The following is a 22,078-nucleotide window of genomic DNA, read 5'->3' as shown; positions in this document are numbered from 1 at the left end:
GATGCAAAAGATTCGCAAGGGCGACAAGGTCGTCGTATTGACCGGCAAGGACAAGGGCCGCTCTGGGGAAGTTCTCCAGGTCATGCCGAAGGAAGACCGAGCTGTTGTGCGTGGCGTCAACATGGTGAAGCGTCACCAGCGCCAGACCCAGAGCCAGGAAGCCGGTATCATCAACAAGGAAGCGTCGATCCATCTGTCGAACATCGCGATCGCCGACCCCAAGGACGGCAAGCCGACCCGCGTCGGTTTCAAGGTCGAGGGCGACAAGAAGGTTCGCGTCGCAAAGCGTTCGGGAGTGTCGATCGATGGCTGACACCAAGAAGTATGAGCCCCGTCTGAAGACGGACTATGTCGAGCGCATCACCAAGGCGATGCAGGAGAAGTTCTCCTACGCCAACGTCATGCAGATCCCGCGTCTCGACAAGATCGTCATCAACATGGGTGTTGGCGAATCGACCGCCGATTCCAAGAAGCCGACTGTTGCAGCTGCCGATCTCGCTGCCATTGCCGGCCAGAAGGCAGTCATCACCAAGGCCCGCAATTCCATCGCCGGCTTCAAGCTGCGCGAAGGCATGCCGATCGGCGCCAAGGTTACGCTGCGCGGCGTTCGCATGTATGAATTCCTGGATCGCCTGATCAACATCGCGCTTCCGCGCGTTCGAGATTTCCGCGGCCTGAATCCGAAGAGCTTTGACGGCCGTGGCAACTTCGCCATGGGCATCAAGGAGCACATTGTGTTCCCGGAGATCAACTACGACAAGGTTGATCAGATGTGGGGCATGGACATCATCGTTTGCACGACGGCAACCAACGACGACGAAGCGCGGGCTCTTTTGACAGAGTTCAACTTCCCGTTCCGCCAGTAAGCCGTAACGACAAGCAGAAGGATTAAGTTGAATGGCGAAGACGAGCGCAATTGAAAAGAACAATCGCCGCCGTAAGTCGGTTGCCCAGGATGCCGGAAAGCGGGCAGCCCTGAAAGCAACCATCATGAACCAGTCTCTTCCGATCGAAGAGCGCTTCAAGGCTACTCTGAAGCTGGCCAGCCTCCCGCGTGACGGTTCCAAGACCCGCGTTCGCAACCGTTGCGAAGTGACCGGTCGCCCGCGCGCATATTATCGCAAACTCAAGATGTCGCGTATTGCGCTTCGTGAACTTGGCAATTTCGGCAAGGTGCCGGGCATTGTTAAGTCGAGCTGGTAAGGAGACGGGCACATGGCAATGACTGATCCGCTGGGCGATATGCTCACCCGTATCCGCAACGGTGCTGCACGCCGCAAGTCGAGTGTTTCTACTCCGGCTTCCAAGCTGCGCGCACGCGTCCTGGATGTCCTTCAGGCTGAAGGTTATATCCGCGGTTATTCGGAAACCGAATTTGGTAACGGCAAGGCCGAGATCAATATCGAACTGAAATACTACGAAGGTGCGTCGGTGATCCGTGAGATCGGCCGCGTATCCAAGCCGGGCCGCCGGGTTTATGTCTCGGTCAAGTCCATTCCGCAGGTCGCGAACGGTCTCGGCATCACTATCCTTTCGACTCCGAAAGGTGTGATGGCTGATCACCAGGCACGCGAACAGAACGTTGGTGGCGAGGTTCTCTGCTCCGTATTCTAATACGGCAGCAGTGATCTCCATAACGGACAGACAGGTGAACAATGTCTCGTATCGGTAAAAAACCCGTTTCGGTTCCTGCAGGTGTCACGGCCACGATTAATGGCCAGACGGTGACTGCAAAGGGCCCGAAGGGTGAACTCTTCTTCGTTGCTAACGACGAAGTCGTCGTAAAGCTGGAAGACAATAATATGGTCTCGGTGACCCCGGTCGACCAGTCCAAGGATGCTCGCTCGAAGTGGGGCATGTCCCGCACGATGATCGAAAACATCTTCAAGGGCGTCAAGGACGGTTTTGAGCGCAAGCTCGAGATCAACGGCGTCGGCTATCGTGCCTCCATGCAGGGCAAGAACCTGCAGCTGGCGCTCGGCTTCAGCCATGACGTGGTCTACGAGACCCCGGAAGGCATTTCGATCGCTGTGCCGAAGCCGACGGAAATCGTCGTCACCGGCATCAACAAGCAGCAGGTCGGCCAGGTTGCCGCGGAAATCCGCGAATACCGTGGCCCCGAGCCCTACAAGGGCAAGGGCGTCAAGTATGCCGGCGAGCGGATCATCCGCAAAGAAGGCAAGAAGAAGTAAGGAGCACGCGAAATGGCTACAAGGAAAGATACACTTGTGCGTCGCGCCAGCCGCGTGCGCCGTCAAGTCAAGGCAGTCGCCAATGGCCGCCTGCGCCTGTCCGTTCATCGCTCGTCGAAGAACATCTATGCACAGGTTATCGATGATGTTGCCGGCAAGACCGTTGCGTCTGCCTCGACACTCGACACGGATCTGCGTCCGTCGCTCAAGACGGGTGCCGACACGGCAGCTGCTGCTGCCGTTGGCAAGCTCCTCGCGGAGCGCGCCTCGAAGGCTGGTGTCAAGGACGTCGTCTTTGACCGTGGCGCCTTCATCTATCACGGCCGCGTCAAGGCGCTGGCCGAGGCAGCCCGCGAGGGTGGCCTGAACTTCTGATGCACTTTTCCAGGCATTCGTGTCTGGACTCGACCAAGCTGCACAGATAATACCCGGTCGCTTCGGTTCAATGAAACCGAAGCGACTTTTGTCAATCTGCCGATTGCACCCGGAAAAGAAAAAGGAAAAGGACAATGGCACAAGAAAAAAGAGGTTCTCGCGACGATCGCCAGAACCGCGAGGAGCGCGACAGCGAATTCGTCGATAAGCTCGTCGCCATCAACCGCGTCGCGAAAGTCGTCAAGGGCGGCCGTCGTTTCGGCTTTGCTGCTCTCGTCGTCGTCGGCGACCAGAAGGGCCGCGTCGGCTTTGGACATGGCAAGGCACGCGAAGTGCCGGAAGCCATCCGCAAGGCCACCGAAGCTGCCAAGCGCGAACTGATCTTCGTTCCGCTGCGCTCGGGCCGCACGCTTCATCATGACGTTCATGGCCGTCATGGCGCCGGCAAGGTTCTGCTGCGCGCTGCCAAGGCCGGTACCGGCATCATCGCCGGTGGCCCGATGCGCGCCGTGTTCGAAACGCTGGGCATGCATGACGTTGTTGCGAAGTCGACCGGTTCGTCGAACCCGTACAACATGATTCGCGCCACGTTCGACGCCCTGAAGAACCAGATGCACCCGAAGGATATCGCAGCTCAGCGCGGCATGAAATATGCCACCCTGCAGGGCCGCCGCGTATCCGCCGGCGTTGCTTCCGAAGAATAAGGGAGCCAGACAATGGTCAAGAAAGAAGCTGCAAAGAAGACGGTTTCGGTCGAACAGATCGGTAGCCCCATTCGCCGCCCGGCCGTACAGCGCGCAACGCTGATCGGCCTCGGTCTCAACAAGATGCACCGGGTCAGCACCCTGGAAGATACACCTTCCGTTCGTGGCATGATCCGGGCCGTCCAGCACCTCGTTCGCGTCGTCGACGAGAAGTGAGGGGGATACCATCATGAAACTGAATGAAATCAAAGACAACGAAGGTTCGACCAAGAACCGCAAGCGTCTCGGCCGCGGCATCGGCTCCGGATCCGGCAAGACTGCCGGCCGCGGTGTCAAGGGTCAGAAGGCACGTTCGGGCGTGGCTATCAACGGCTTCGAAGGCGGCCAGATGCCCATCTACCGTCGCCTGCCGAAGCGCGGCTTCAACAACATCTTCCGTTCGGATTTTGTCGTTGTGTCGCTCGGCCGCATCCAGATCGCCATCGATGCCAAGAAGCTTGATGCGTCCAAGACCATCGATGCTGCTGCTCTCCAGGCCGCCGGCGTCATCCGTCGCGCCAAGGACGGCATCCGCGTTCTCGCCGATGGCGAACTGAAGGCGAAGCTGTCGCTCGAAGTTGCCGGTGCATCCAAGCCTGCGATCGAAAAGATCGAAAAGGCTGGCGGCGCCATCAAGCTTCTCGCCGGCGCTGCCGAATAATTATCGCTATCGACCGCCCGGGGTGCTTCACACCGGGCGGTTTTGCTCCCATATGAGAGCCTCATGGCCCATATGACTGGCGGGCGGAATGCGCGGCCGGATTTGTCCGGCGCAGAATATTGAACGGGAACCGCGGTATGGCACGGGATTGCGTCTGCAATCATTTCCAGGCCGGTTTTCATAAAAGAAGATAGCCTTTCCGGAGCCGACCGGGTTTTCCCGCGGGTTTCGAACTGGCTACGCGGAGAATTGCATGGCTTCTGCAGCGGAACAGCTCGCCTCCAATCTGAATTTTTCGACTTTCTCCAAGGCGCATGATCTGAAGAAACGCCTCTGGTTCACGCTGGGCGCCCTGCTGATCTATCGACTGGGAACCTATATCCCGCTGCCAGGCCTCAATCTGGAAGCGTTCGCCCAGGCTTTCCAGAGCCAGAGCGGCGGCATTCTCGGCCTTTTCAACATGTTTTCGGGTGGCGCCGTCGAGCGCATGGCGATCTTCGCGCTCGGCATCATGCCCTATATCTCTGCCTCCATCATTGTTCAGCTGATGACCTCCGTCGTCCCTTCGCTCGAACAGTTGAAGAAGGAAGGCGAGCAGGGCCGCAAGGTCATCAACCAGTATACGCGCTACGGCACGGTTCTGCTCGGCACGGTGCAGGCCTATGCCATCGCCGCCGGCCTTGAAAGCGGCAACGGTCTCGTGGCCGATCCAGGCTGGTTCTTCAGGGTTTCGACGGTCATTTCGTTGCTCGGCGGCACCATGTTCCTGATGTGGCTGGGTGAGCAGATCACCTCGCGCGGCATCGGCAACGGCATTTCGCTGATCATTTTCGCGGGCATCGTCGCCGCTCTGCCGTCCGCCTTCGCCGGAACGCTGGAACTCGGCCGCACCGGCGCCCTGTCGACGCCGCTCATCCTGGCCGTCATCGTCATGGTGGTGGCCGTCATCGCGCTGATCGTCTTCGTCGAGCGGGCGCAGCGCCGGCTTCTGATCCAGTATCCGAAGCGCCAGGTCGGCAACAAGATGTTCCAGGGCGATACCTCGCATCTGCCGCTGAAGCTCAACACGGCTGGCGTCATTCCTGCCATCTTCGCCTCGTCGCTGCTGCTTCTGCCGGCAACGCTTGCAGGCTTTGCCAATAGCGCGAGCCTTCCCGGCTGGGCGACCACGGTTATTGCCGCGCTCGGCCACGGCCAGCCGCTCTATATGATCCTCTCCGGCGCCATGATCGCCTTCTTCGCCTTCTTCTATACGGCCATCGTCTTCAATCCGAAGGATACGGCCGACAATCTGAAGAAGCACGGCGGCTTCATCCTGGGGATTCGCCCGGGCGAGCGCACCGCGGAATATATCGATTACGTGCTGACACGCATCACCGCAGTCGGCGCGCTCTATCTGGTCTTCGTCTGCATTCTGCCTGAAGTTCTCATCGCGCAGACCGGCGTGCCGTTCTACCTTGGTGGTACGTCGCTTTTGATTGTTGTCAGCGTTACCCTTGATACTGTAGCACAGATACAGGGTCACCTGATTGCTCAGCAATATGAGGGGCTGATCAAGAAATCAAAGCTGCGCGGAGGGAAGAGGGGCCGATGAGACTGATATTTCTGGGACCGCCGGGAGCTGGCAAGGGAACGCAAGCCAAGCTCCTGACAGAAAAATACGGCATTCCGCAACTGTCCACCGGTGATATGCTGCGGGCTGCCGTGGCTGACGGCAGCGATGTCGGCAAGCGCGCCAAGGCCGTCATGGACGCTGGCCAGCTGGTCTCCGACGAGATCGTCAACGAGATCGTTTCGGACCGGATCGACATGGCCGATTGCGCCGCCGGCTTCATTCTCGATGGCTATCCGCGCACCGTCCCGCAGGCCGTGGCGCTGGATGCCATGCTCAAGGGAAAAGGTTTGCAGCTCGATTCCGTAATCGAATTGAAAGTCGATGAAACCGCTCTTGTGCGGCGGATCGAGAATCGGGTAGCTGAAACACTTGCCGCAGGCGGCAAGGTTCGCTCCGACGACAATCCGGAAGCGTTCAGGAAACGGCTTGTCGAATATCGCGAGAAGACGGCGCCGCTGTCGCAGCATTATGCGATGACCGGCCAGCTTCGTACGGTAGACGGCATGGCGGCGGTTGAGACCGTCACCGCCGAAATCAACAGGATACTGGCTTCGGCTTCGGCCGACGCCTGAGAGGCCGTTCTTGAAAAAGGGCCGCCGGGGAGTTGACTTTTGTGGTCGATTCCTTCAAAGACCGCGCTAACTCGCGACATGCAAGGGATCGGCGCGGATTTCACGAACGAAGTCCGGGCGCGATTCTTTTGACGTGTCCCGAACACGATTTTAACGTCGGCCTTTGGGCTGCATAACGAAGCACCTATTGCCGGACGGCAACTGGAAGCAAGGAGAACAGGCGTGGCACGTATCGCTGGCGTCAACATCCCGACGAGCAAGCGCGTAGTAATCGCGCTTCGTTACATTCACGGGATCGGAGCGAAGTTCGCACAGGAAATCGTCGAGAAGGTCGGTATCCCGGCTGAACGTCGTGTGCATCAATTGACGGATGCTGAAGTTCTTCAGATCCGCGAAACCATCGACCGCGACTACCAGGTCGAAGGCGACCTGCGTCGCGAGACCTCGATGAACATCAAGCGTCTGATGGATCTGGGTTGCTATCGCGGCCTGCGTCATCGTCGCTCGCTGCCGGTTCGCGGCCAGCGCACGCACACCAATGCCCGCACCCGCAAGGGTCCGGCAAAGGCGATTGCAGGCAAGAAGAAGTAAGTTTCCCCGCATGGGAAATGCGGAGGCTGGTGCCTGGCGCCGGCCTCTTTTCTAGTTTCGGAGGGGCGCTGCTTCGTGTCCTTCCGGTGGAGCTGCTGGCATTACGGCAGTGACGATATCGCCGCGCGGATTGGTTTGTCGCTTCGCGCATGACTGAATATTCAGGGCAGGGGGTTTCCTCTTCCCGGTGGAGCCGCTGGTGTTACGGCGGTGAAGAGATCAACGAAAGGGTTATCATGGCCAAGGAAGCCACACGCGTTCGCCGTCGCGAGCGGAAAAACATTTCGACGGGCGTCGCTCACGTCAATTCGTCGTTCAACAACACGATGATCACCATCACCGATGCACAGGGCAATGCAATTGCCTGGTCGTCGGCCGGTTCGAAGGGCTTCAAGGGTTCGCGCAAGTCGACCCCGTTCGCAGCCCAGATGGCTGCCGAAGATGCGGCCAAGAAGGCTCAGGAACATGGCATGAAGACGCTCGAAGTCGAAGTTTGCGGCCCGGGTTCCGGCCGTGAATCGGCTCTGCGCGCGCTCCAGGCTGCGGGCTTCATGATCACCTCCATCCGTGACGTGACGCCGATCCCGCACAATGGCTGCCGCCCGCGCAAGAAGCGCCGCGTTTAATCGCACCATTCGTCAAGCCGGCAGGGAGTGATCCCTCCGGCGCTTCAAGGCTCGGTTGCCACGATTGGATGGTGGCAACGAACGGAAGGCAAAACATATGATTCAGAAAAACTGGCAGGAACTGATCAAGCCGAACAAGGTCGAGTTCTCCTCTTCCGGCCGCACCAAGGTAAGCCTTGTTGCCGAGCCGCTGGAGCGTGGCTTCGGCCTGACCCTCGGCAACGCGCTGCGCCGCGTTCTCCTGTCGTCGCTTCGGGGTGCCGCGGTTACCGCGGTCCAGATCGACGGCGTCCTGCACGAGTTCTCCTCGATCCCGGGTGTCCGGGAAGACGTGACGGACATCGTGCTCAACATCAAGGAAATCGCCATCAAGATGGATGGCGACGATGCAAAGCGCATGGTCGTGCGCAAGCAGGGCCCGGGCGTTGTGACCGCCGGTGACATCCAGACGGTTGGCGATATCGAAATCCTCAACCCGAACCATGTGATCTGCACCCTCGACGAGGGCGCCGAAATCCGCATGGAATTCACCGTCAACAACGGCAAGGGCTATGTGCCGGCCGACCGCAACCGTTCGGAAGATGCGCCGATTGGCCTCATCCCGGTCGACAGCCTGTATTCGCCGGTCAAGAAAGTGTCCTACAAGGTGGAAAACACCCGTGAAGGTCAGGTTCTTGATTACGACAAGCTGTCGATGCAGATCGAGACCGATGGTTCCGTCACCGGTGAAGATGCAGTCGCTTTCGCGGCCCGCATCCTTCAGGACCAGCTCGGCGTCTTCGTCAATTTCGACGAGCCGCAGAAGGAAGCCGAAGAAGAAGCCGTTACCGAACTGGCGTTCAACCCGGCTCTGCTCAAGAAGGTCGACGAACTGGAACTCTCCGTCCGTTCGGCCAACTGCCTGAAGAACGACAATATCGTCTATATCGGCGACCTCATTCAGAAGACCGAAGCCGAAATGCTTCGCACTCCGAACTTTGGCCGCAAGTCGCTCAACGAAATCAAGGAAGTTCTCGCTTCCATGGGCCTGCATCTCGGCATGGAAGTGCCCGCATGGCCGCCCGAGAACATCGAAGATCTCGCCAAGCGCTACGAAGACCAATACTAACAAACAAAAAGGCAGGTTAAACCTCTGCCTTTCCCAGTCAAACAGCAGGTTTCGAACCTGTATGTGCCAGGAAACGGCAGGCCCAGCAAAGATCGGGGTACCTGCACTTAAAGGAGAATAGCAATGCGCCATCGCGTCGCCGGCCGCAAGCTGAACAGAACCGCCAGCCACCGTAAGGCAATGTTCGCCAACATGGCTGCCTCGCTCATCGAGCATGAGCAGATCGTCACCACCCTGCCGAAGGCAAAGGAAATCCGCCCGATCGTCGAGAAGCTCGTCACGCTCGGCAAGCGCGGTGACCTGCATGCCCGTCGTCAGGCCATTTCGCAGATTCGCGACGTCGCTGTCGTTGCCAAGCTGTTCGACGCCATCGCCACCCGTTACGCAACCCGCAACGGCGGCTACCTGCGCATCATGAAGGCCGGTTTCCGTCACGGCGACAATGCGGCTCTGGCCGTCATCGAATTCGTCGATCGCGACACCTCCGCCAAGGGCGCCAAGGATATCGCACGCGTTGCCGCCGAAGCGGAAGCCGCTGAAGCAGCATAAGCATCCGATCCTTCGGACGTTTGAGACAGCCGGGCCAAAAGCCCGGCTGTTTTACGTTTCGGGCAAGGGGCGGGCAGGGCATTTACGGGCCGGGAAGGCATTTTCACGGTTCCGCCGTCTTTGCTTTCTATCGCTGAAAGCCTATCTCTATTGCTCTTGTCCCATACCGCCAGGATGCCCCGCATGAACCGTTCGCCTCTCGTCTTCGTCCTTTCCGCCCTGTCCGGCCTTGCTCTTTTCACCGGCGTCGCGGTCGTCGGATTTGCCGCCGGCGAGCCCGCTGATACTCCCGCCCAGACGGGCGCCGTCACGCAGGCGCAGACACCGAAGGTCCTGCCGCAGAGCAATGCCGAAATGCAGCTTTCCTTCGCGCCGCTGGTCAAGCGCACCGCAAATGCGGTGGTGAATGTCTATGCGGAAAAGACGGTCGAGCGTCGCTCTCCCTTTGCCGACGACCCCTTCTTCGAGCAGTTCTTCGGCCAGAGGATGCCGAACCGCTCTGAAAAGCAGTCCTCGCTCGGCTCAGGCGTCATTGTCGGGCAGGATGGCATCGTGGTGACCAACAATCACGTGATCGCCGATGCCGATGACATCAAGGTGGCGCTCGCCGATGGCCGGGAATTCGAAAGCACCGTCATCCTCAAGGACGACCGGCTGGATCTGGCGGTGCTCAAGATCAAGTCCGATGGCCCCTTCGACATCGTGCCCTTCGGTGATTCGGATGCTGTCGAGGTCGGCGATCTCGTTCTTGCGATCGGCAATCCCTTCGGCGTCGGCCAGACGGTCACCAGCGGCATCGTTTCCGCACTGGCCCGCAACCAGATCGTCTCCGGCGATTTCGGCTTCTTCATCCAGACCGATGCCTCCATCAATCCCGGCAATTCCGGCGGCGGCCTGATCGACATGAACGGCCAGCTGATCGGCATCAACACGGCGATCTTTTCGCGCGGCGGCGGCTCGAACGGCGTCGGCTTCGCCATTCCGGCCAATCTCGTCAAGGTTTTCGTCGCCTCCGCCGAAGGCGGCAATGGCAGCTTCACACGCCCCTATATCGGCGCGCGTTTCGAGCCGGTGACCTCGGAAGTCGCAGACGCGCTCGGCCTTGATCGTGCCCGCGGTGCCCTGGTCAGCGCAGTGACGGAGGATAGTCCGGCAGATCGGGCGGGCCTCAAGCCGGGGCAGGTGATCGTTGCCGTCAATGGCATCGAGGTGGAACATCCCGATGCGCTGGGCTACCGCCTGACCACGGTCGGCATCGGCCATGACGCGCGGGTGACGGTGAGCGAGAACGGCAAGACCCGCGACGTGACGATGACGCTGGCGGAGGCGCCGGAAACCAAGCCCCGCGACGAGCGGCTGATCGAAGGCCGCAATCCCTTTGCCGGCGCTGTGGTCGGCAATCTCTCGCCGCGCCTGGCCGACGAACTGCATATGCCGACATCGTCTACGGGCGTGGTCGTCACCGAGGTCAATCGCGGTTCGCCGGCCGCCCGTGTCGGCTTCCAGCCCAAGGACATCGTCGTCGCCGTCAACGGTACGCCGATCGAGACGTCGGAGACGCTGGAAGCGCTTGCCCAGTCCGATCCGTCGCTCTGGCGCGTGGAAATCGAGCGCAACGGCCAGCGCATCCGCCAGTTTTTCCGATGAGCGACCTGTTCTCCCCAAGCGAGCCGCCCGGCATGAGCGAGAAGCGGCCGCTTGCCGATCGTCTGCGGCCACAGGCCCTGTCCGAAGTCACCGGGCAGGCGCATCTGACCGGCGAGGACGGCGTTCTCGCCCGAATGATCGCCTCCGGCTCTCTCGGCTCGATGATCTTCTGGGGGCCGCCCGGTACCGGCAAGACCACGGTCGCCCGGCTTCTCTCCGGGGAGGCAGGGCTGGCCTTCGAGCAGATCTCGGCGATCTTTTCCGGCGTCGCCGACCTGAAGCGCGTCTTCGAGGCTGCGCGCCTGCGGCGGACGAGTGGGCGCCAGACGCTGCTCTTCGTCGACGAGATCCATCGGTTCAACCGCGCCCAGCAGGATAGCTTCCTGCCGGTGATGGAAGATGGCACGGTCATTCTTGTCGGTGCCACCACGGAAAATCCGTCCTTCGAGTTGAACGCCGCTCTTTTGTCGCGGGCCCGCGTCCTCACCTTCAAGCCGCATGACGAGGAAAGCCTCGCCGAACTGCTGGCGCGCGCCGAACAGGTGGAGGCACGCCCACTGCCGCTCGATGCCGATGCCCGTGCCAGCCTGATCCGCATGGCCGATGGCGATGGCCGCGCCGTGTTGACGCTTGCCGAGGAGGTCTGGCGGGCGGCGCGCAAGGGCGAGACCTTTGACGTCAATGCCTTGCAGGAAATCGTCCAGCGCCGCGCGCCGGTCTACGACAAGGGCCAGGATGGCCACTACAATCTGATCTCGGCGCTGCACAAGTCGGTGCGTGGTTCCGATCCGGATGCGGCACTCTATTATCTCTGCCGCATGTTCGATGCGGGCGAGGATCCGCTCTATCTCGGTCGGCGACTGGTGCGCATGGCGGTCGAGGATATCGGCCTTGCCGATCCGCAGGCGCTGGCGATCTGCAATGCCGCCAAGGATGCCTATGATTATCTGGGCTCTCCGGAAGGCGAACTGGCCTTGGCGCAGGCTTGCGTCTATCTAGCCACCGCGCCGAAATCCAATGCTGTCTACACCGCCTATAAATCGGCCATGCGCGCCGCCAAGGAACACGGCTCCCTGCTGCCGCCCAAGCACATCCTCAATGCGCCGACGAAGCTGATGAAGGGCGAGGGCTATGGCGACGGTTATCGCTATGACCATGACGAGCCGGACGCTTTTTCCGGCCAGGATTATTTCCCGGAGAAGATGGGCCGCAAGACCTTCTACGATCCGCCGGAGCGTGGCTTCGAGCGCGATATCCGCAAGCGTCTCGACTGGTGGGCGAAGCTGCGCAAGGAGCGCGGCGAATAGGCGCGAATGGCTGCCATGCGCTGCCGGCCCTTGCCCCGGCAGCACCATGATGGCATAAACCCCCATGCAGACGGCTGCACGGATCCGGCACGATCGCCGCTTCCGCCCAACCGCGGGGACGGCCTCGCTCCATCAAACGGAGTTGATCATGGCCTGGCTTATTCTCTTCCTCGCGGGACTTCTCGAAATCGGCTGGGCAATCGGGCTTAAATATACCGAGGGCTTCACCAAGCTGATGCCGACGGTGCTGACCGGCGCTTCCATGGTCGCAAGCGTCGTCCTGCTCGGTATCGCGATGCGGACCCTGCCGCTCGGCACCGCCTATGCGGTCTGGACCGGCATCGGCACGGTCGGAACCGTCATTCTCGGCATCGTCCTTTTCGCCGAGCCGGCAACGGCCATGCGGCTCGGCTGCATCGCGCTCATCATCGCCGGTATCGCCGGCCTGAAACTGACGGCCTGATTACCGTACAGCAGCGACGTTCAGCGCAGGGCGTCGAGCGTCGCTGCTGCGGCCAGCATGTCCTGCCAGCGATTTTCGCGGCGCTGGAAGGCTTCCTCGTCGGTTCCCCAGTGCTCGATCTGCCAGTCCTCGTCGAGATGGGCAAGCGACCAGGCCTGTTCGGCGGATAGCCGCTTTTCGGCGAAGGCAATGGCGATGAGGGCCGATCCGGTCAGGCTGGTCATCATATGCAGACAGGCGAGCCCGAGCGGCGTCGCATGCGGACGCAACGCCTCGGCAATTGCATCGATCGCGGTGCGTGGTTGCGTCTGGTGCACCACGCCTTCGGCGAGGATGAAGCGCGCGCCGAGCCGTTCCGTCGCCCATTCGATTATCGGGTCCCAGTGCTCTCCCTGCCGCGCCACCAGTTCCACAGGCTCGCTCGCCCGATAGCAGAGAAGATCGGTGCCTGCGAAATTGAGGATATCGTCGAAGACCGCCCGGATATCCTGGGCGACGCCGTCGATCGCCGTATTGACCAACCGCGTCACCGGCATGGTCGCGGGGTCGATCACCTCTTTCTGGGCGTCCCACTCGCCTGCCAGAAGCTCGGCGACGGCGCGCGTCGGCACGGCCAGGAGCTGTTTGGCCGGCGTGCGAACCGGCCGTCCGTCCAGAACGACCGCATGACCGCCTTCCTGCGCCTCGATGCCGACGGTCTTGTAGAATCGTTTCGGTAGTGGCTTCAGCATCTGGATCTGTGCCCGGCGTACCGGATCGGGATCACTGAGTGCGCCGGTCAGCTCGTCGCGAATATCAGGCATGGTGTGTCTCCATCCAGTCCAGAATGTCGTTTGGCGTGCGGGCAATCGTATCGGCGCCGGCCCCGATCAGCTCGTCGACGGACGCATAGCCCCAGGCGACGCCGATGGCTGCTGCGCCCGCGCTCTTTGCCATCTGCATGTCATAGATGGCGTCTCCGACGACGATCGTATCCCTGGCATCGATGCCGGCCTCGCTGCAGCATTCCGTGACCATCGCCGGATGCGGCTTCGACGGACAGTCGTCGGCCGTGCGTGAAACGAAGAATGTCTTTTCATAGCCGTGAGTTGCGCAAATCTGATCAAGTCCGCGCCGCGACTTTCCCGTTACGGCACCCAGGAGCATGTCGTCGCGTTCCGAAAGCGTTTCAACAAGGTCGGCAATGCCGGGAAATAGCGGCTCGCGGAAATTCATCTCGGCGCGGATGGCGCCATAGCTCTTCTTGTAATGCGCCGTCATGGCCAGCGCGCGGTCGTCGACATGCGGCTCGCCCATCAACCGAGCAATGGCGATATCGAGCGTCAATCCGATAATGCCCTTGGTGGCTTCCAGGGAGATAGGCGCAAGTCCGAAATCCTGGAAGGTCCGGGCCATGACCTCGTGGATCAGCCCGGCACTGTCGACCAGCGTGCCGTCGCAATCGAAAAGAACCAGTTTCATCAGTCTTCATCTTCCTGCGCGCTCGCCATGTCGAAGCCGATCAGGTTCCAGCTCTGGACCATGTGCTGCGGCATTGGAGCGGTGATTTTCAGGCGTCCACCGTCGGGATGTGGAATATCGATGCGGCGCGCATGAAGATGCAGCTTGTTCTGCACGCCGCCGGGGAAGGCCCAGTTGAATTCGGCGGCGAAATATTTGGGGTCGCCGATGATCGGATGGCCGATATGGGCGGCATGGACGCGCAGCTGGTGCGTACGTCCGGTATAGGGCTCCATTTCCAGCCAGGTCAGGTTCTGGCCTGCCGTCTCCACGGTGCGATAGAAGGAAACGGCATGATCGGCGCCGTCCTCGCCGTGCTTGGCGATGCGCATCCGGTCGCCGTCCGGCGTCTGCTCCTTGACCAGCCAGGTGGAGATCTTGTCCTCGCGCTTGCGCGGCACGCCCTTGACCAGCGCCCAATAGGTCTTCTTCGTATCCCGCTCGCGAAAGGCCGCCGTCAGCTTCTGGGCAGCGCCACGGGTACGGGCAATCACCAGAACGCCGGAGGTGTCGCGGTCGAGCCGGTGCACGAGGCGCGGCTTCTCGCCCTTGGGGCTGGTCCAGGCTTCGAGCATCTCGTCGATGTGACGGTTGATGCCGGAGCCGCCCTGAACGGCGATGCCCGGCGGCTTGTTGAGCACGATCACCTTGGCGTCTTCGTGCAGCAGCATGCGCGACAGGAGTTCATGATCCGAGGCATGGCGCAGATCCCGGCCGGCGATCGGGCCGGTCTTCAACTTGGCATCGACATCCAGCGGCGGCACGCGGATGACCTGTCCCGGCTGGATGCGCGTATCCGATTTGACGCGCCCGCCATCGACGCGCACCTGGCCGGAGCGCAGGAGCTTCTGCAGCGGGCCGAAGCCGAGGCCGGGAAAATGCACCTTGAACCAACGGTCGAGCCGCATGCCGGCCTCGTCGGCCTCCACCTGTCTATGTTCAATGCCCGCCATGTTCTTTACCCGCATCCATTGCGATCGCGCCTCGACAAGGGTGCCGACCGGAAATCCGTGCGCAAACTGATATGACAGAGCAGGCCGGTCCTTGAGGGACGCACAGCGCTCTGAAGGGCAGGCTTTAGCCTATTGCACGCACGAGGGCCAGCCCGGCAATGACCGCGATTGCCGAAAGGACCAGGCTTGAGCCCACATAAAGTGCAGCGATCGCCGGCTGCCCACGTTCGATCAGGCTGATCGCATCCAGCGAGAAGGCCGAGAAGGTCGTGTAGCCGCCGAGAACGCCGGTGACGAGAAACAGTCGCATTTCGAGGGAAGCGCCGAAATGGCGGGCGATAGCCTCGGCGAGAATGCCGATCAGCAGTGACCCGGTGACGTTCACCGTCAACGTGCCCCAGGGGAAGTTCGGCCCGAACTGGCGCAGGCTCCAGAGCCCGACGAGATGGCGCAACGCCGATCCGACGGCGCCGCCGGCGGCAACGAGAAGAAGATGTGTCATGTCCATCCCATAGCCGGAACCGGCATGGCGGGGAAGATGGGTTCGGGCGCAAACGACAGTTGCGACAAGTGTGAACCATCCCCGCCAGAACCATTCATTAACGCGCAGTGCCTACCATGCCGATCCCTGGCTTGACGATTACAACGGACATGGAATGACCAAACTGACATTCGCCTTCACGCATTACGACCTGAAGCAGCAGCGTGGCGGCGCGACGATAGAGATCACCCTGTCGGCCGTTGCCAATGTCCGGCTGATGACCGATCAGAATTTCGCGCTCTACAAGCAGGCGATGAAACACCAGTTCGTCGGTGGCGTCGCGAAAAAATCGCCGATTCGCCTGGTCATTCCGAAAGCCGGTCACTGGCACCTGGTCATCGATATGGAAGGCCATCACGGCCAGAGCGAGACGAGCATCCGCGTTATCGAAACCGCGCCGTCGCCCCGGTTCCAATCAACCTCCTGATACTGTTTCAGGCTTCCTGGCCTCGATCGGTGGTCATCCCAGCCGATCGGCATGCCATCTCAGATGGTCGTCCATGAAGGTCGAGATGAAATAATAGGAATGATCGTAGCGCTCGTGCAGCCGCAGCGTGAGATCGATGCCGGTTCCCGCGATCGCCTCTTCGAACAGCCAGGGCCGAAGCCCGGTTTCGAGAAAATTGTCCGCCTTTCCCTGGTCGATCAGGAATTCGGGAAACCGGGCGCCGTCCTCGACCAGAGCGCAGGCGTCATAGGCCCGCCAGGCCGTCCTGTCCTCGCCGAGATATTTTTCAAAGGCGCCGACCGACCAGTCGGCAGTGGAGGGCTCGACGATCGGGGCGAAGGCCGAGCAGCTCTTGAAGCGGTCGGGGTTCTTCAGCGCGATCGTCATTGCCCCATGGCCGCCCATCGAATGACCGAAAATGCCCTGCCGGCTCATGTCCACGCGGAAATGCTCGGCAAGGAGCGCCGGCAGTTCCTCTGTCACATAGCTATACATCCGGTAATGCTCGGCCCAGGGTGCCTCGGTCGCATCGAGATAGAAGCCGCCGCCCTTGCCCATCTGCCAGTTGGTCAGTTCATCGGGCACGTCATTGCCGCGCGGGCTGGTATCCGGGCAGACGACGATCAGGCCGAGTTCGGCCGCCATCCGCCGGTATTCGCCTTTCTCCATGACATTGGCATGGGTGCAGGTGAGGCCGGAGAGATACCAGACGACCGGGCAGGGGCCGGTGATTGCCTGTGGCGGCACATAGACCGCGAAGGTCATTTCGGTGTTGCAGGCGCTCGAGCCATGCGAAAAGACGCCCTGCATGCCGCCGAAGGCGGTATTCTGTGAAAGGACTTTCAACATTCTTTCCTTTGAAGTGACGCGCCCTGTCGGCGCTAGCGCTTTTTGACGCGGCGGCAAAGCCGGTCGAGTGTTTCGAGGAAGGCGGAACGATCGCGTGGCGAGAAGGCGGCGTTATAGCCCTTGCTCTCGCCGGTTTCGCGCAGATGCGCGCCGAGATCGCGCATCGCCGTCGCCATGCCGATATTGGCCTTGTCGAAGATGCGGCCGGTCGGCCCGGTCACCTCGGCGCCGGCGGCAACGCATCGCCCGGCCAGCGGCACGTCGGCGGTGATGACGATATCGCCTTCGCCGGCCCGTTCGGCGATCCAGTCGTCGGCGGCATCGAAGGCGCCAGAGACGATGACGTTTTTCACCATCGGGTCGCGGGACGGGCGCAGACCAGAATTGGCGACGAAGGTCACTTCAAGGCCGTGCCGCTCGGCAACCTTCAGGATTTCGGCCTTCACCGGGCAGGCATCCGCATCGACATAGATCATGATGCCAGGGCTCCCTGGTCCGGAACGGTATTCGGAGAAAGGCCAGCGGCGCGTCGCATATTGATATGCGGAATACCGTCTTCGACATATTCGGCCGATATCGGCGCGAAACCGAGAGAGTGGTAGAAGCGCTCGAGATGGCTTTGCGCCGAAAGGGAGATCGGCTGTCCCGGGAAATGCGCCTCGCAGGCGCGAATCGCTTCGCGCATCACCGCCTCGCCGAGACGTTTTCCCCGCTGGTTCGGGGAAACGAGGACGCGGCCGATCCGCGGGCCGGCATGCGTCGCCGGCAATATCCGCGCATAGGCGGCCGTTTCCGCATTTATCAGCAGGCGAAGATGCAGTGCGTCCGCATCCTCGCCATCCAGTTCCGGATAGGCGCAGGCTTGCTCGACCACGAAAACGTCGACGCGCAGTTTCAATAGCGCGTAAAGTTCGACTGCGGAGAATGCGTCCATCCTCCGCAGATCGACGCTATAGGCAGTATGTGCGGTCAATAGATCACCACGCTCCTGATGCTCTCCCCGGCATGCATGAGGTCAAACCCCTTGTTGATGTCCTCGAGCGGCATGGTGTGGGTGATCATCGGATCGATCTGGATCTTGCCCTGCATGTACCAGTCGACGATCTTCGGCACGTCGGTGCGGCCGCGCGCGCCACCGAAGGCGGTGCCCATCCAGGTGCGGCCGGTGACGAGCTGGAACGGGCGGGTGGAAATTTCCTGGCCGGCGCCGGCCACGCCGATGATCACCGATTTGCCCCAGCCGCGATGGGATGCCTCCAGCGCCTGGCGCATCACCTTGGTATTGCCGGTGCAGTCGAATGTGTAGTCGGCCCCGCCGATCGTGTCGCCGTTGCGCTTCGTCATGTTGACGAGATAGGGGACGATGTCGCCCTCGACTTCCTTCGGATTGACGAAATGCGTCATGCCGAACTTTTCGCCCCAGGCCTTGCGGTCCGGATTGATATCGACGCCGATGATCATGTCGGCGCCGGCCAGGCGAAGGCCCTGCAGCACGTTGAGACCGATGCCGCCGAGGCCGAAGACGATGGCGGTCGCGCCGATCTCGACCTTGGCCGTGTTGATGACCGCACCGATGCCGGTGGTGACGCCGCAGCCGATATAGCAGATCTTGTCGAAGGGCGCGTCGGGATTGACCTTGGCCAGCGCAATCTCCGGCAGGACCGTGAAATTGGCGAAGGTCGAGCAGCCCATATAGTGGAAGATCTTGTCCTTGCCGATGGAAAAGCGCGAGGTGCCGTCCGGCATCAGCCCTTGCCCTTGCGTTGATCGAATCGAGGTGCACAGGTTCGTCTTGCGCGACAGGCAGGAGTAACATTCGCGGCATTCGGGCGTATAGAGCGGAATGACATGGTCGCCCTTCTTGAGCGAGGTGACGCCCGGGCCGACATCGACGACCACGCCGGCGCCCTCATGGCCGAGGATGGCCGGAAAGATGCCTTCCGGATCAGCGCCCGACAAAGTGAATTCGTCCGTATGGACCAGAACCTCGCCGGCCCGCGGGCCCTCGAGCTGAACGGTCATGATTTCCAATGGCTTGCCTGCCTGAACGGCAACCGCCGCGCGTACGTCCATGTTTGTCTCCCAAGATGAATCGGCGCCACAATCGCAGACTGGCCGGTGGCGCTCAAGCCGGAATCGGACCTGTCCGGTGCTTCTCTATCGCAGGTCGCTCAGAACGCGGTTGAGCTCGGCCTCGAATGTTGCGATCGCCTTGCCCGTCTGCTCATGCAGTTTTCGCAGCTGTGCCAGCTGGTCGCGCAACGGGCCGTGGGCGCTGCCGGACAGGTCGTCCTTCGGTGCCTCGCCGATGCCGGCGATCAGCCAGGCGGGCGTCACGCCCAGAATGCCCGCCAGCATGAACAGCCGGTTTGTGCGCGGCTCGGAGCGATCGCGTTCCCAGGCGGAAATCGTGTCGATGCGAACGCCCAGCCGATCCGCCAGGTCCTTGGTGGACAGTCCAAGCGCATCGCGCGCCCGCCAGATTCGCCCACCCAGCGTATCATTGTCGCTTGGAAGGCGAATCATCGCTAAAACGGTATCTGTTGATAGACGCATCGGTCTCTCCTCTGTGCCATATCGGCGGCGGATGGATCGAATTCCGGGGCGGCCGCATTAACAACGGTCGTGGGATGAGCATCGCAATCTATCGTTTTTTTGTCCGGTTTGGACAGGCTTCCACGTCAAAAATACCATCAAATGCGCCTCGGCCCGGCTTCCTGCCGGATCACCCAGTCTGGAGTTTCCGCGTGACCATCCCGTCGTCCACTGCCGTCGCCGCGCCGGCCCATAGCGCCATGCAGGGCGTCGCGATCCTGCTCGTCGCGATGATCATCCTGCCCTGCATGGATGCGATCGCCAAATATATGGCGGTCTATCAGGGCATGTCGCCGGGGCAGGTGACGTTCTACCGCTTCTTCTTCCAGCTCCTGTCGGTGCTGCCGCTTCTCGTTTCCTCCGGCGGCCTTAAGGCACTGAAGCCAAAACGGCTCTGGTACAACCTGCTGCGTGGCGTGCTTCTGGCCGCCGCCGCGCTTCTGTTCTTCGTTTCCGTCAAATACATGCCGCTCGCCGATGTCTTCGCCATCTATTTCGTCGAGCCCTTCATCCTGACCTGCCTTTCCGCCCTGGTGCTCGGCGAAAAGGTCGGCTGGCGGCGCTGGCTGGCGATCGTCGTCGGCTTCGGCGGCGCGATGATCGTCATTCAGCCCAGTTTCGAACTGTTCGGGCTCAAGGCGCTGCTGCCGGTGGGATGCGCCTTCCTGTTTGCCTGCTATCTATTGATGAACCGGGCGCTCGGTGCCGCCGACACGCCCTTGTCGATGCAGACGGTCGCCGGTATCGGCGGCTCGCTGTTCATGATGGTGGTGATCGCGGTCGGGCATGGTGCCGGCGCGGTGGATTTCGTCCCTTCGCTTCCCCATTCCGCGCTCGGCTGGGTTCTGGTCGTCGCGCTTGGGGTTATCTCCGGTTACGGCCACCTTCTTGTCGTCAAGGCTTTCCAGGCCGCGCCCGCTTCGCTGCTGGCGCCGTTCCACTATTTCGAGATCATCACCGGCACCGCGCTCGGCTTCCTGATCTTCGATGAATTCCCGACCTCGTCGAAATGGCTGGGCATCGCCATCATCGTCGGCTCCGGCCTGTTCATGATCTGGCGCGAGCGGTCAAAGGTAAAAATTGAATGAATCGTGCAAGCCTTTGTTCAGGCTTATTCTTTTCATGTTGGAAAGAGCTTGGTCCTACCCTAGTTGCAGTTTCATGACGAAACGGGAGGAAAGAGATGGGCGAACTTCATCTTTCGTATCCAGCACGTGTGATCGCCGGAAAAATACGGCTGACTGCCGAAGATATCGACATTCTGCGCGATCATGTTTTCGTCCAGGGGCTCTCCACGTCGCAGGATGCGGTGATTCTCCTGGCGATCAACAATTCCTGCAGCGAAAAATGTCCCGAATGGCACCATTATTTCATCGAGACGATGACCGATTTCATTGTCCGTTACTGCTATCCGCAGGGCGCCATGGACGAATTCAATGCTGATTGGCTGATCTCCATGATTTCGACGCGTGGCGTTGTCAGCTCGCCGATCGAACTTGAACTCCTGTTCCATGTCATCGACATGGCCTCCCATATTCCCGAAAGCCTGTCGATCTTCGCGCTGGAACAGATCCATCTTGCCATCAGCGAGGAGACCGGCGCCTGGGCCGGAATGCGGGGCAGCCGCAGACACGGCTTGCTGAAGGCCGATATCGCGCTGGTCAGCCGGGTGATGAGCGCCATTGCACGCTCGCGCGGCCGCCATCTGACGCCCGGCGAACGTCGCATGCTCGGTCGGATCGGCATCCTGACGGGACAGCCGCAGACAACCGCCGCCGCCTGAGGCCGCTTGCCGGCCGGGAATCGCCTTAAGCGAAAGACCGGCTGTCAGAGGCGGAAACCTGCGCTTCGTCGGCAATGGTTGCCCCGAATATGTCCTCGAAGGATTGGCGAAGCGCCAGATCGACATCCGCCATCGCCACCGGCAGGCCGAGATCGACGAGGCTGGTGACGCCGTAGCCGCGAATGCCGCAGGGTACGATGCCGCCGAAATGGTCGAGGTCGGGTTCGACATTCAGCGACAATCCATGAAAACTCACCCATTTGCGCAGGCGGATGCCGATAGCGGCGATCTTGTCTTCGGCGACAGTGCCATTTGCGAGCGCCGGCCGTTCGGGACGGCGCACCCAGACGCCGACCCGGTCCTCGCGGCGCTCGCCCCTGACATTCATCGAGGCCAGCGTTTCGATGACCAGGCTCTCCAGCGCGGCCACGAAGGCGCGCACGTCCTGTTTGCGCCGCTTGAGGTCGAGCATGGTGTAGACGACCCGCTGGCCCGGCCCGTGATAGGTATATTCGCCGCCCCGGCCAGTCTGGAAAACGGGGAAGCGGTCGGGCATCACCAGGTCGGCGGCATCGGCGCTGGTGCCGGCGGTATAGAGCGGTGGATGCTCGACCAGCCAGACGAGCTCGTCGGCCTCGCCGGCGGCGATGGCGGCGGCTTCGCGCTCCATGGTTTCGATCGCATCCAGATAGGCGACGGGGGCAGGGGCGATTCTCCATCGCACGGGCGCTTGGCCCGGTGCTGCGAAGAATGTCTTTTCAAGGCTTTCGCGGTGCATGATGCTTTCGATCCTGCTTAAATCTGCCCTCTAAATGGTATCTTTGAGCCCCGGAGTCCAGCAAACTCGGGGCCGCGGAGAGAGGTCCGCCGAAATAGTCGCTGCCGCCGTCAACTTTCTGTCGTCATGCCCTTGTGCACCCCAAATGCTTTTGCTACATGCAGCCCCGCCGGAGCAATCGG

At 61.2% G+C, this 22,078-nt stretch carries 31 protein-coding genes; 21 read left to right on the top strand and 10 right to left on the bottom strand.

Annotated features, from left to right (window positions below; genetic code table 11):
* Position 1 precedes the first annotated feature (1 nt).
* The 18 genes from rplX to sugE all read left to right on the top strand — a co-directional run bounded on the left by rplX (position 2) and on the right by sugE (position 12,449).
* Complete coding sequence (gene rplX / locus ASD31_RS16055; protein ID WP_056335743.1) at positions 2 to 313, top strand: 50S ribosomal protein L24; 312 nt, start codon at positions 2 to 4, stop codon at positions 311 to 313.
* A complete protein-coding gene (rplE, locus tag ASD31_RS16050) occupies positions 306 to 866 on the top strand; it encodes a 50S ribosomal protein L5 (protein ID WP_056335740.1) in 561 nt (186 codons plus the stop codon). The genes rplX and rplE overlap by 8 nt, the downstream gene beginning before the upstream one ends.
* A 31-nt stretch (positions 867 to 897) precedes the next feature.
* The gene (gene rpsN / locus ASD31_RS16045) at positions 898 to 1,203 is read left to right on the top strand and encodes a 30S ribosomal protein S14 (protein WP_056335737.1); all 306 of its coding nucleotides are present in this window, start codon (positions 898 to 900) and stop codon (positions 1,201 to 1,203) included.
* Between the two features lie 12 nt (positions 1,204 to 1,215).
* The gene (rpsH, locus tag ASD31_RS16040) at positions 1,216 to 1,614 is read left to right on the top strand and encodes a 30S ribosomal protein S8 (protein ID WP_056335736.1); all 399 of its coding nucleotides are present in this window, start codon (positions 1,216 to 1,218) and stop codon (positions 1,612 to 1,614) included.
* A 41-nt stretch (positions 1,615 to 1,655) separates the two neighbouring features.
* A complete protein-coding gene (gene rplF / locus ASD31_RS16035) occupies positions 1,656 to 2,192 on the top strand; it encodes a 50S ribosomal protein L6 (protein ID WP_056335732.1) in 537 nt (178 codons plus the stop codon).
* A 12-nt stretch (positions 2,193 to 2,204) separates the two neighbouring features.
* Positions 2,205 to 2,567 carry a 50S ribosomal protein L18 gene (gene rplR, locus ASD31_RS16030; protein ID WP_037100619.1) on the top strand — a complete coding sequence of 121 codons (363 nt, stop codon included), beginning with the start codon at positions 2,205 to 2,207 and terminating at the stop codon, positions 2,565 to 2,567.
* A 134-nt stretch (positions 2,568 to 2,701) separates the two neighbouring features.
* A complete protein-coding gene (gene rpsE / locus ASD31_RS16025) occupies positions 2,702 to 3,271 on the top strand; it encodes a 30S ribosomal protein S5 (protein ID WP_056335730.1) in 570 nt (189 codons plus the stop codon).
* A gap of 12 nt (positions 3,272 to 3,283) precedes the next feature.
* Positions 3,284 to 3,487, top strand: coding sequence for a 50S ribosomal protein L30 (gene rpmD, locus ASD31_RS16020; RefSeq protein ID WP_056335727.1), 204 nt, complete (start codon positions 3,284 to 3,286; stop codon positions 3,485 to 3,487).
* 13 nt (positions 3,488 to 3,500) lie between these two features.
* Positions 3,501 to 3,971 carry a 50S ribosomal protein L15 gene (gene rplO, locus ASD31_RS16015; protein WP_056335724.1) on the top strand — a complete coding sequence of 157 codons (471 nt, stop codon included), beginning with the start codon at positions 3,501 to 3,503 and terminating at the stop codon, positions 3,969 to 3,971.
* 253 nt (positions 3,972 to 4,224) lie between these two features.
* Positions 4,225 to 5,565: a preprotein translocase subunit SecY gene (gene secY / locus ASD31_RS16010; RefSeq protein WP_056335721.1), complete on the top strand. Its 1,341-nt coding sequence runs from the start codon at positions 4,225 to 4,227 to the stop codon at positions 5,563 to 5,565.
* Entirely contained in the window at positions 5,562 to 6,158 is a 597-nt protein-coding gene (locus ASD31_RS16005) for an adenylate kinase (protein WP_056335717.1), read from the top strand. The genes secY and ASD31_RS16005 overlap by 4 nt, the downstream gene beginning before the upstream one ends.
* Positions 6,159 to 6,380: 222 nt before the next feature.
* Positions 6,381 to 6,749 (top strand): 30S ribosomal protein S13, encoded by a 369-nt coding sequence (rpsM, locus tag ASD31_RS16000; RefSeq protein ID WP_037100637.1) that lies wholly within the window; start codon positions 6,381 to 6,383, stop codon positions 6,747 to 6,749.
* Between the two features lie 236 nt (positions 6,750 to 6,985).
* On the top strand, positions 6,986 to 7,375 hold the full coding sequence (gene rpsK / locus ASD31_RS15995; RefSeq protein WP_018328263.1) for a 30S ribosomal protein S11: 390 nt from the start codon (positions 6,986 to 6,988) through the stop codon (positions 7,373 to 7,375).
* Positions 7,376 to 7,472: 97 nt separating this feature from the next.
* Positions 7,473 to 8,483: a DNA-directed RNA polymerase subunit alpha gene (locus tag ASD31_RS15990; protein WP_037100639.1), complete on the top strand. Its 1,011-nt coding sequence runs from the start codon at positions 7,473 to 7,475 to the stop codon at positions 8,481 to 8,483.
* 123 nt (positions 8,484 to 8,606) lie between these two features.
* Positions 8,607 to 9,032, top strand: a complete 426-nt coding sequence (rplQ, locus tag ASD31_RS15985) for a 50S ribosomal protein L17 (protein ID WP_056335714.1) — start codon at positions 8,607 to 8,609, stop codon at positions 9,030 to 9,032.
* A 183-nt stretch (positions 9,033 to 9,215) separates the two neighbouring features.
* Positions 9,216 to 10,679: a DegQ family serine endoprotease gene (locus ASD31_RS15980; protein ID WP_056335711.1), complete on the top strand. Its 1,464-nt coding sequence runs from the start codon at positions 9,216 to 9,218 to the stop codon at positions 10,677 to 10,679.
* Positions 10,676 to 11,986: a replication-associated recombination protein A gene (locus ASD31_RS15975; RefSeq protein ID WP_056335709.1), complete on the top strand. Its 1,311-nt coding sequence runs from the start codon at positions 10,676 to 10,678 to the stop codon at positions 11,984 to 11,986. Before ASD31_RS15980 ends, ASD31_RS15975 begins: the two co-directional genes overlap by 4 nt.
* Before the next feature lie 148 nt (positions 11,987 to 12,134).
* Entirely contained in the window at positions 12,135 to 12,449 is a 315-nt protein-coding gene (gene sugE, locus ASD31_RS15970) for a quaternary ammonium compound efflux SMR transporter SugE (RefSeq protein WP_056335878.1), read from the top strand.
* Between the two features lie 20 nt (positions 12,450 to 12,469).
* On the opposite strand, the gene ASD31_RS15965 is transcribed toward sugE, so the two are convergent.
* From ASD31_RS15965 to crcB, 4 genes are all read right to left on the bottom strand, one after another.
* The gene (locus ASD31_RS15965) at positions 12,470 to 13,252 is read right to left on the bottom strand and encodes an ATP12 family chaperone protein (RefSeq protein ID WP_056335704.1); all 783 of its coding nucleotides are present in this window, start codon (positions 13,250 to 13,252) and stop codon (positions 12,470 to 12,472) included.
* Positions 13,245 to 13,910: an HAD-IA family hydrolase gene (locus ASD31_RS15960; RefSeq protein ID WP_056335701.1), complete on the bottom strand. Its 666-nt coding sequence runs from the start codon at positions 13,908 to 13,910 to the stop codon at positions 13,245 to 13,247. The genes ASD31_RS15965 and ASD31_RS15960 overlap by 8 nt, the downstream gene beginning before the upstream one ends.
* Positions 13,910 to 14,902, bottom strand: a complete 993-nt coding sequence (locus tag ASD31_RS15955; protein ID WP_056335698.1) for an RluA family pseudouridine synthase — start codon at positions 14,900 to 14,902, stop codon at positions 13,910 to 13,912. Before ASD31_RS15955 ends, ASD31_RS15960 begins: the two co-directional genes overlap by 1 nt.
* A gap of 124 nt (positions 14,903 to 15,026) precedes the next feature.
* Positions 15,027 to 15,404: a fluoride efflux transporter CrcB gene (gene crcB, locus ASD31_RS15950; RefSeq protein WP_056335877.1), complete on the bottom strand. Its 378-nt coding sequence runs from the start codon at positions 15,402 to 15,404 to the stop codon at positions 15,027 to 15,029.
* A 154-nt stretch (positions 15,405 to 15,558) separates the two neighbouring features.
* Here crcB and ASD31_RS15945 point away from each other — a divergent pair, with 154 nt between their 5' ends.
* The gene (locus ASD31_RS15945) at positions 15,559 to 15,870 is read left to right on the top strand and encodes a DUF1883 domain-containing protein (protein ID WP_056335695.1); all 312 of its coding nucleotides are present in this window, start codon (positions 15,559 to 15,561) and stop codon (positions 15,868 to 15,870) included.
* A 33-nt stretch (positions 15,871 to 15,903) separates the two neighbouring features.
* Here the strand turns inward: ASD31_RS15945 and fghA are convergent, their stop codons facing one another.
* From fghA to ASD31_RS15920, 5 genes are all read right to left on the bottom strand, one after another.
* Positions 15,904 to 16,737 carry an S-formylglutathione hydrolase gene (gene fghA, locus ASD31_RS15940; protein ID WP_056335874.1) on the bottom strand — a complete coding sequence of 278 codons (834 nt, stop codon included), beginning with the start codon at positions 16,735 to 16,737 and terminating at the stop codon, positions 15,904 to 15,906.
* A gap of 35 nt (positions 16,738 to 16,772) precedes the next feature.
* A complete protein-coding gene (locus tag ASD31_RS15935) occupies positions 16,773 to 17,216 on the bottom strand; it encodes a YaiI/YqxD family protein (RefSeq protein WP_056335692.1) in 444 nt (147 codons plus the stop codon).
* Positions 17,213 to 17,674, bottom strand: coding sequence for a GNAT family N-acetyltransferase (locus ASD31_RS15930; RefSeq protein WP_056335871.1), 462 nt, complete (start codon positions 17,672 to 17,674; stop codon positions 17,213 to 17,215). Before ASD31_RS15930 ends, ASD31_RS15935 begins: the two co-directional genes overlap by 4 nt.
* Positions 17,675 to 17,709: 35 nt before the next feature.
* On the bottom strand, positions 17,710 to 18,813 hold the full coding sequence (locus tag ASD31_RS15925) for an S-(hydroxymethyl)glutathione dehydrogenase/class III alcohol dehydrogenase (protein WP_056335689.1): 1,104 nt from the start codon (positions 18,811 to 18,813) through the stop codon (positions 17,710 to 17,712).
* A gap of 84 nt (positions 18,814 to 18,897) precedes the next feature.
* Positions 18,898 to 19,296, bottom strand: a complete 399-nt coding sequence (locus ASD31_RS15920) for a helix-turn-helix domain-containing protein (protein WP_056335686.1) — start codon at positions 19,294 to 19,296, stop codon at positions 18,898 to 18,900.
* A gap of 239 nt (positions 19,297 to 19,535) precedes the next feature.
* Between ASD31_RS15920 and ASD31_RS15915 the strand changes: the two genes are divergently transcribed.
* Both ASD31_RS15915 and ASD31_RS15910 read left to right on the top strand, forming a co-directional pair.
* Positions 19,536 to 20,423 (top strand): DMT family transporter, encoded by an 888-nt coding sequence (locus tag ASD31_RS15915; protein ID WP_056335868.1) that lies wholly within the window; start codon positions 19,536 to 19,538, stop codon positions 20,421 to 20,423.
* 95 nt (positions 20,424 to 20,518) lie between these two features.
* Positions 20,519 to 21,118 carry a hypothetical protein gene (locus ASD31_RS15910; protein ID WP_056335684.1) on the top strand — a complete coding sequence of 200 codons (600 nt, stop codon included), beginning with the start codon at positions 20,519 to 20,521 and terminating at the stop codon, positions 21,116 to 21,118.
* Positions 21,119 to 21,143: 25 nt separating this feature from the next.
* Here the strand turns inward: ASD31_RS15910 and lipB are convergent, their stop codons facing one another.
* Positions 21,144 to 21,896 (bottom strand): lipoyl(octanoyl) transferase LipB, encoded by a 753-nt coding sequence (gene lipB / locus ASD31_RS15905; RefSeq protein ID WP_056335680.1) that lies wholly within the window; start codon positions 21,894 to 21,896, stop codon positions 21,144 to 21,146.
* Positions 21,897 to 22,078 lie beyond the last annotated feature (182 nt).

Origin of the sequence: Rhizobium sp. Root482 (assembly GCF_001426565.1) — a bacterium.
Classification (GTDB): Bacteria; Pseudomonadota; Alphaproteobacteria; order Rhizobiales; family Rhizobiaceae; genus Pararhizobium.
The sequence above is the reverse complement of the archived record's forward strand: the minus strand, read 5'-3'. Positions and strand labels throughout refer to the sequence as shown.

Excerpts from the sequence above, each read along its gene's own strand:
- ASD31_RS16005 (WP_056335717.1), top strand. The coding sequence starts at position 5,562 with ATGAGACTGATATTTCTGGGACCGCCGGGAGCTGGCAAGGGAACGCAA.
- ASD31_RS15960 (WP_056335701.1), bottom strand. The coding sequence starts at position 13,910 with ATGAAACTGGTTCTTTTCGATTGCGACGGCACGCTGGTCGACAGTGCC.
- ASD31_RS15910 (WP_056335684.1), top strand. The coding sequence starts at position 20,519 with ATGGGCGAACTTCATCTTTCGTATCCAGCACGTGTGATCGCCGGAAAA.
- ASD31_RS15990 (WP_037100639.1), top strand. The coding sequence starts at position 7,473 with ATGATTCAGAAAAACTGGCAGGAACTGATCAAGCCGAACAAGGTCGAG.
- ASD31_RS15930 (WP_056335871.1), bottom strand. The coding sequence starts at position 17,674 with ATGGACGCATTCTCCGCAGTCGAACTTTACGCGCTATTGAAACTGCGC.
- rplO (WP_056335724.1), top strand. The coding sequence starts at position 3,501 with ATGAAACTGAATGAAATCAAAGACAACGAAGGTTCGACCAAGAACCGC.
- rpsH (WP_056335736.1), top strand. The coding sequence starts at position 1,216 with ATGGCAATGACTGATCCGCTGGGCGATATGCTCACCCGTATCCGCAAC.
- ASD31_RS15975 (WP_056335709.1), top strand. The coding sequence starts at position 10,676 with ATGAGCGACCTGTTCTCCCCAAGCGAGCCGCCCGGCATGAGCGAGAAG.
- crcB (WP_056335877.1), bottom strand. The coding sequence starts at position 15,404 with ATGACACATCTTCTTCTCGTTGCCGCCGGCGGCGCCGTCGGATCGGCG.
- ASD31_RS15980 (WP_056335711.1), top strand. The coding sequence starts at position 9,216 with ATGAACCGTTCGCCTCTCGTCTTCGTCCTTTCCGCCCTGTCCGGCCTT.
- ASD31_RS15920 (WP_056335686.1), bottom strand. The coding sequence starts at position 19,296 with ATGCGTCTATCAACAGATACCGTTTTAGCGATGATTCGCCTTCCAAGC.
- rplR (WP_037100619.1), top strand. The coding sequence starts at position 2,205 with ATGGCTACAAGGAAAGATACACTTGTGCGTCGCGCCAGCCGCGTGCGC.
- ASD31_RS15965 (WP_056335704.1), bottom strand. The coding sequence starts at position 13,252 with ATGCCTGATATTCGCGACGAGCTGACCGGCGCACTCAGTGATCCCGAT.
- rplQ (WP_056335714.1), top strand. The coding sequence starts at position 8,607 with ATGCGCCATCGCGTCGCCGGCCGCAAGCTGAACAGAACCGCCAGCCAC.
- rpsN (WP_056335737.1), top strand. The coding sequence starts at position 898 with ATGGCGAAGACGAGCGCAATTGAAAAGAACAATCGCCGCCGTAAGTCG.
- sugE (WP_056335878.1), top strand. The coding sequence starts at position 12,135 with ATGGCCTGGCTTATTCTCTTCCTCGCGGGACTTCTCGAAATCGGCTGG.
- ASD31_RS15935 (WP_056335692.1), bottom strand. The coding sequence starts at position 17,216 with ATGATCTATGTCGATGCGGATGCCTGCCCGGTGAAGGCCGAAATCCTG.
- rpmD (WP_056335727.1), top strand. The coding sequence starts at position 3,284 with ATGGTCAAGAAAGAAGCTGCAAAGAAGACGGTTTCGGTCGAACAGATC.
- rplF (WP_056335732.1), top strand. The coding sequence starts at position 1,656 with ATGTCTCGTATCGGTAAAAAACCCGTTTCGGTTCCTGCAGGTGTCACG.
- rplE (WP_056335740.1), top strand. The coding sequence starts at position 306 with ATGGCTGACACCAAGAAGTATGAGCCCCGTCTGAAGACGGACTATGTC.
- ASD31_RS15925 (WP_056335689.1), bottom strand. The coding sequence starts at position 18,813 with ATGGACGTACGCGCGGCGGTTGCCGTTCAGGCAGGCAAGCCATTGGAA.
- rpsE (WP_056335730.1), top strand. The coding sequence starts at position 2,702 with ATGGCACAAGAAAAAAGAGGTTCTCGCGACGATCGCCAGAACCGCGAG.
- ASD31_RS15945 (WP_056335695.1), top strand. The coding sequence starts at position 15,559 with ATGACCAAACTGACATTCGCCTTCACGCATTACGACCTGAAGCAGCAG.
- rplX (WP_056335743.1), top strand. The coding sequence starts at position 2 with ATGCAAAAGATTCGCAAGGGCGACAAGGTCGTCGTATTGACCGGCAAG.
- rpsK (WP_018328263.1), top strand. The coding sequence starts at position 6,986 with ATGGCCAAGGAAGCCACACGCGTTCGCCGTCGCGAGCGGAAAAACATT.
- secY (WP_056335721.1), top strand. The coding sequence starts at position 4,225 with ATGGCTTCTGCAGCGGAACAGCTCGCCTCCAATCTGAATTTTTCGACT.
- ASD31_RS15915 (WP_056335868.1), top strand. The coding sequence starts at position 19,536 with ATGCAGGGCGTCGCGATCCTGCTCGTCGCGATGATCATCCTGCCCTGC.
- ASD31_RS15955 (WP_056335698.1), bottom strand. The coding sequence starts at position 14,902 with ATGGCGGGCATTGAACATAGACAGGTGGAGGCCGACGAGGCCGGCATG.
- lipB (WP_056335680.1), bottom strand. The coding sequence starts at position 21,896 with ATGCACCGCGAAAGCCTTGAAAAGACATTCTTCGCAGCACCGGGCCAA.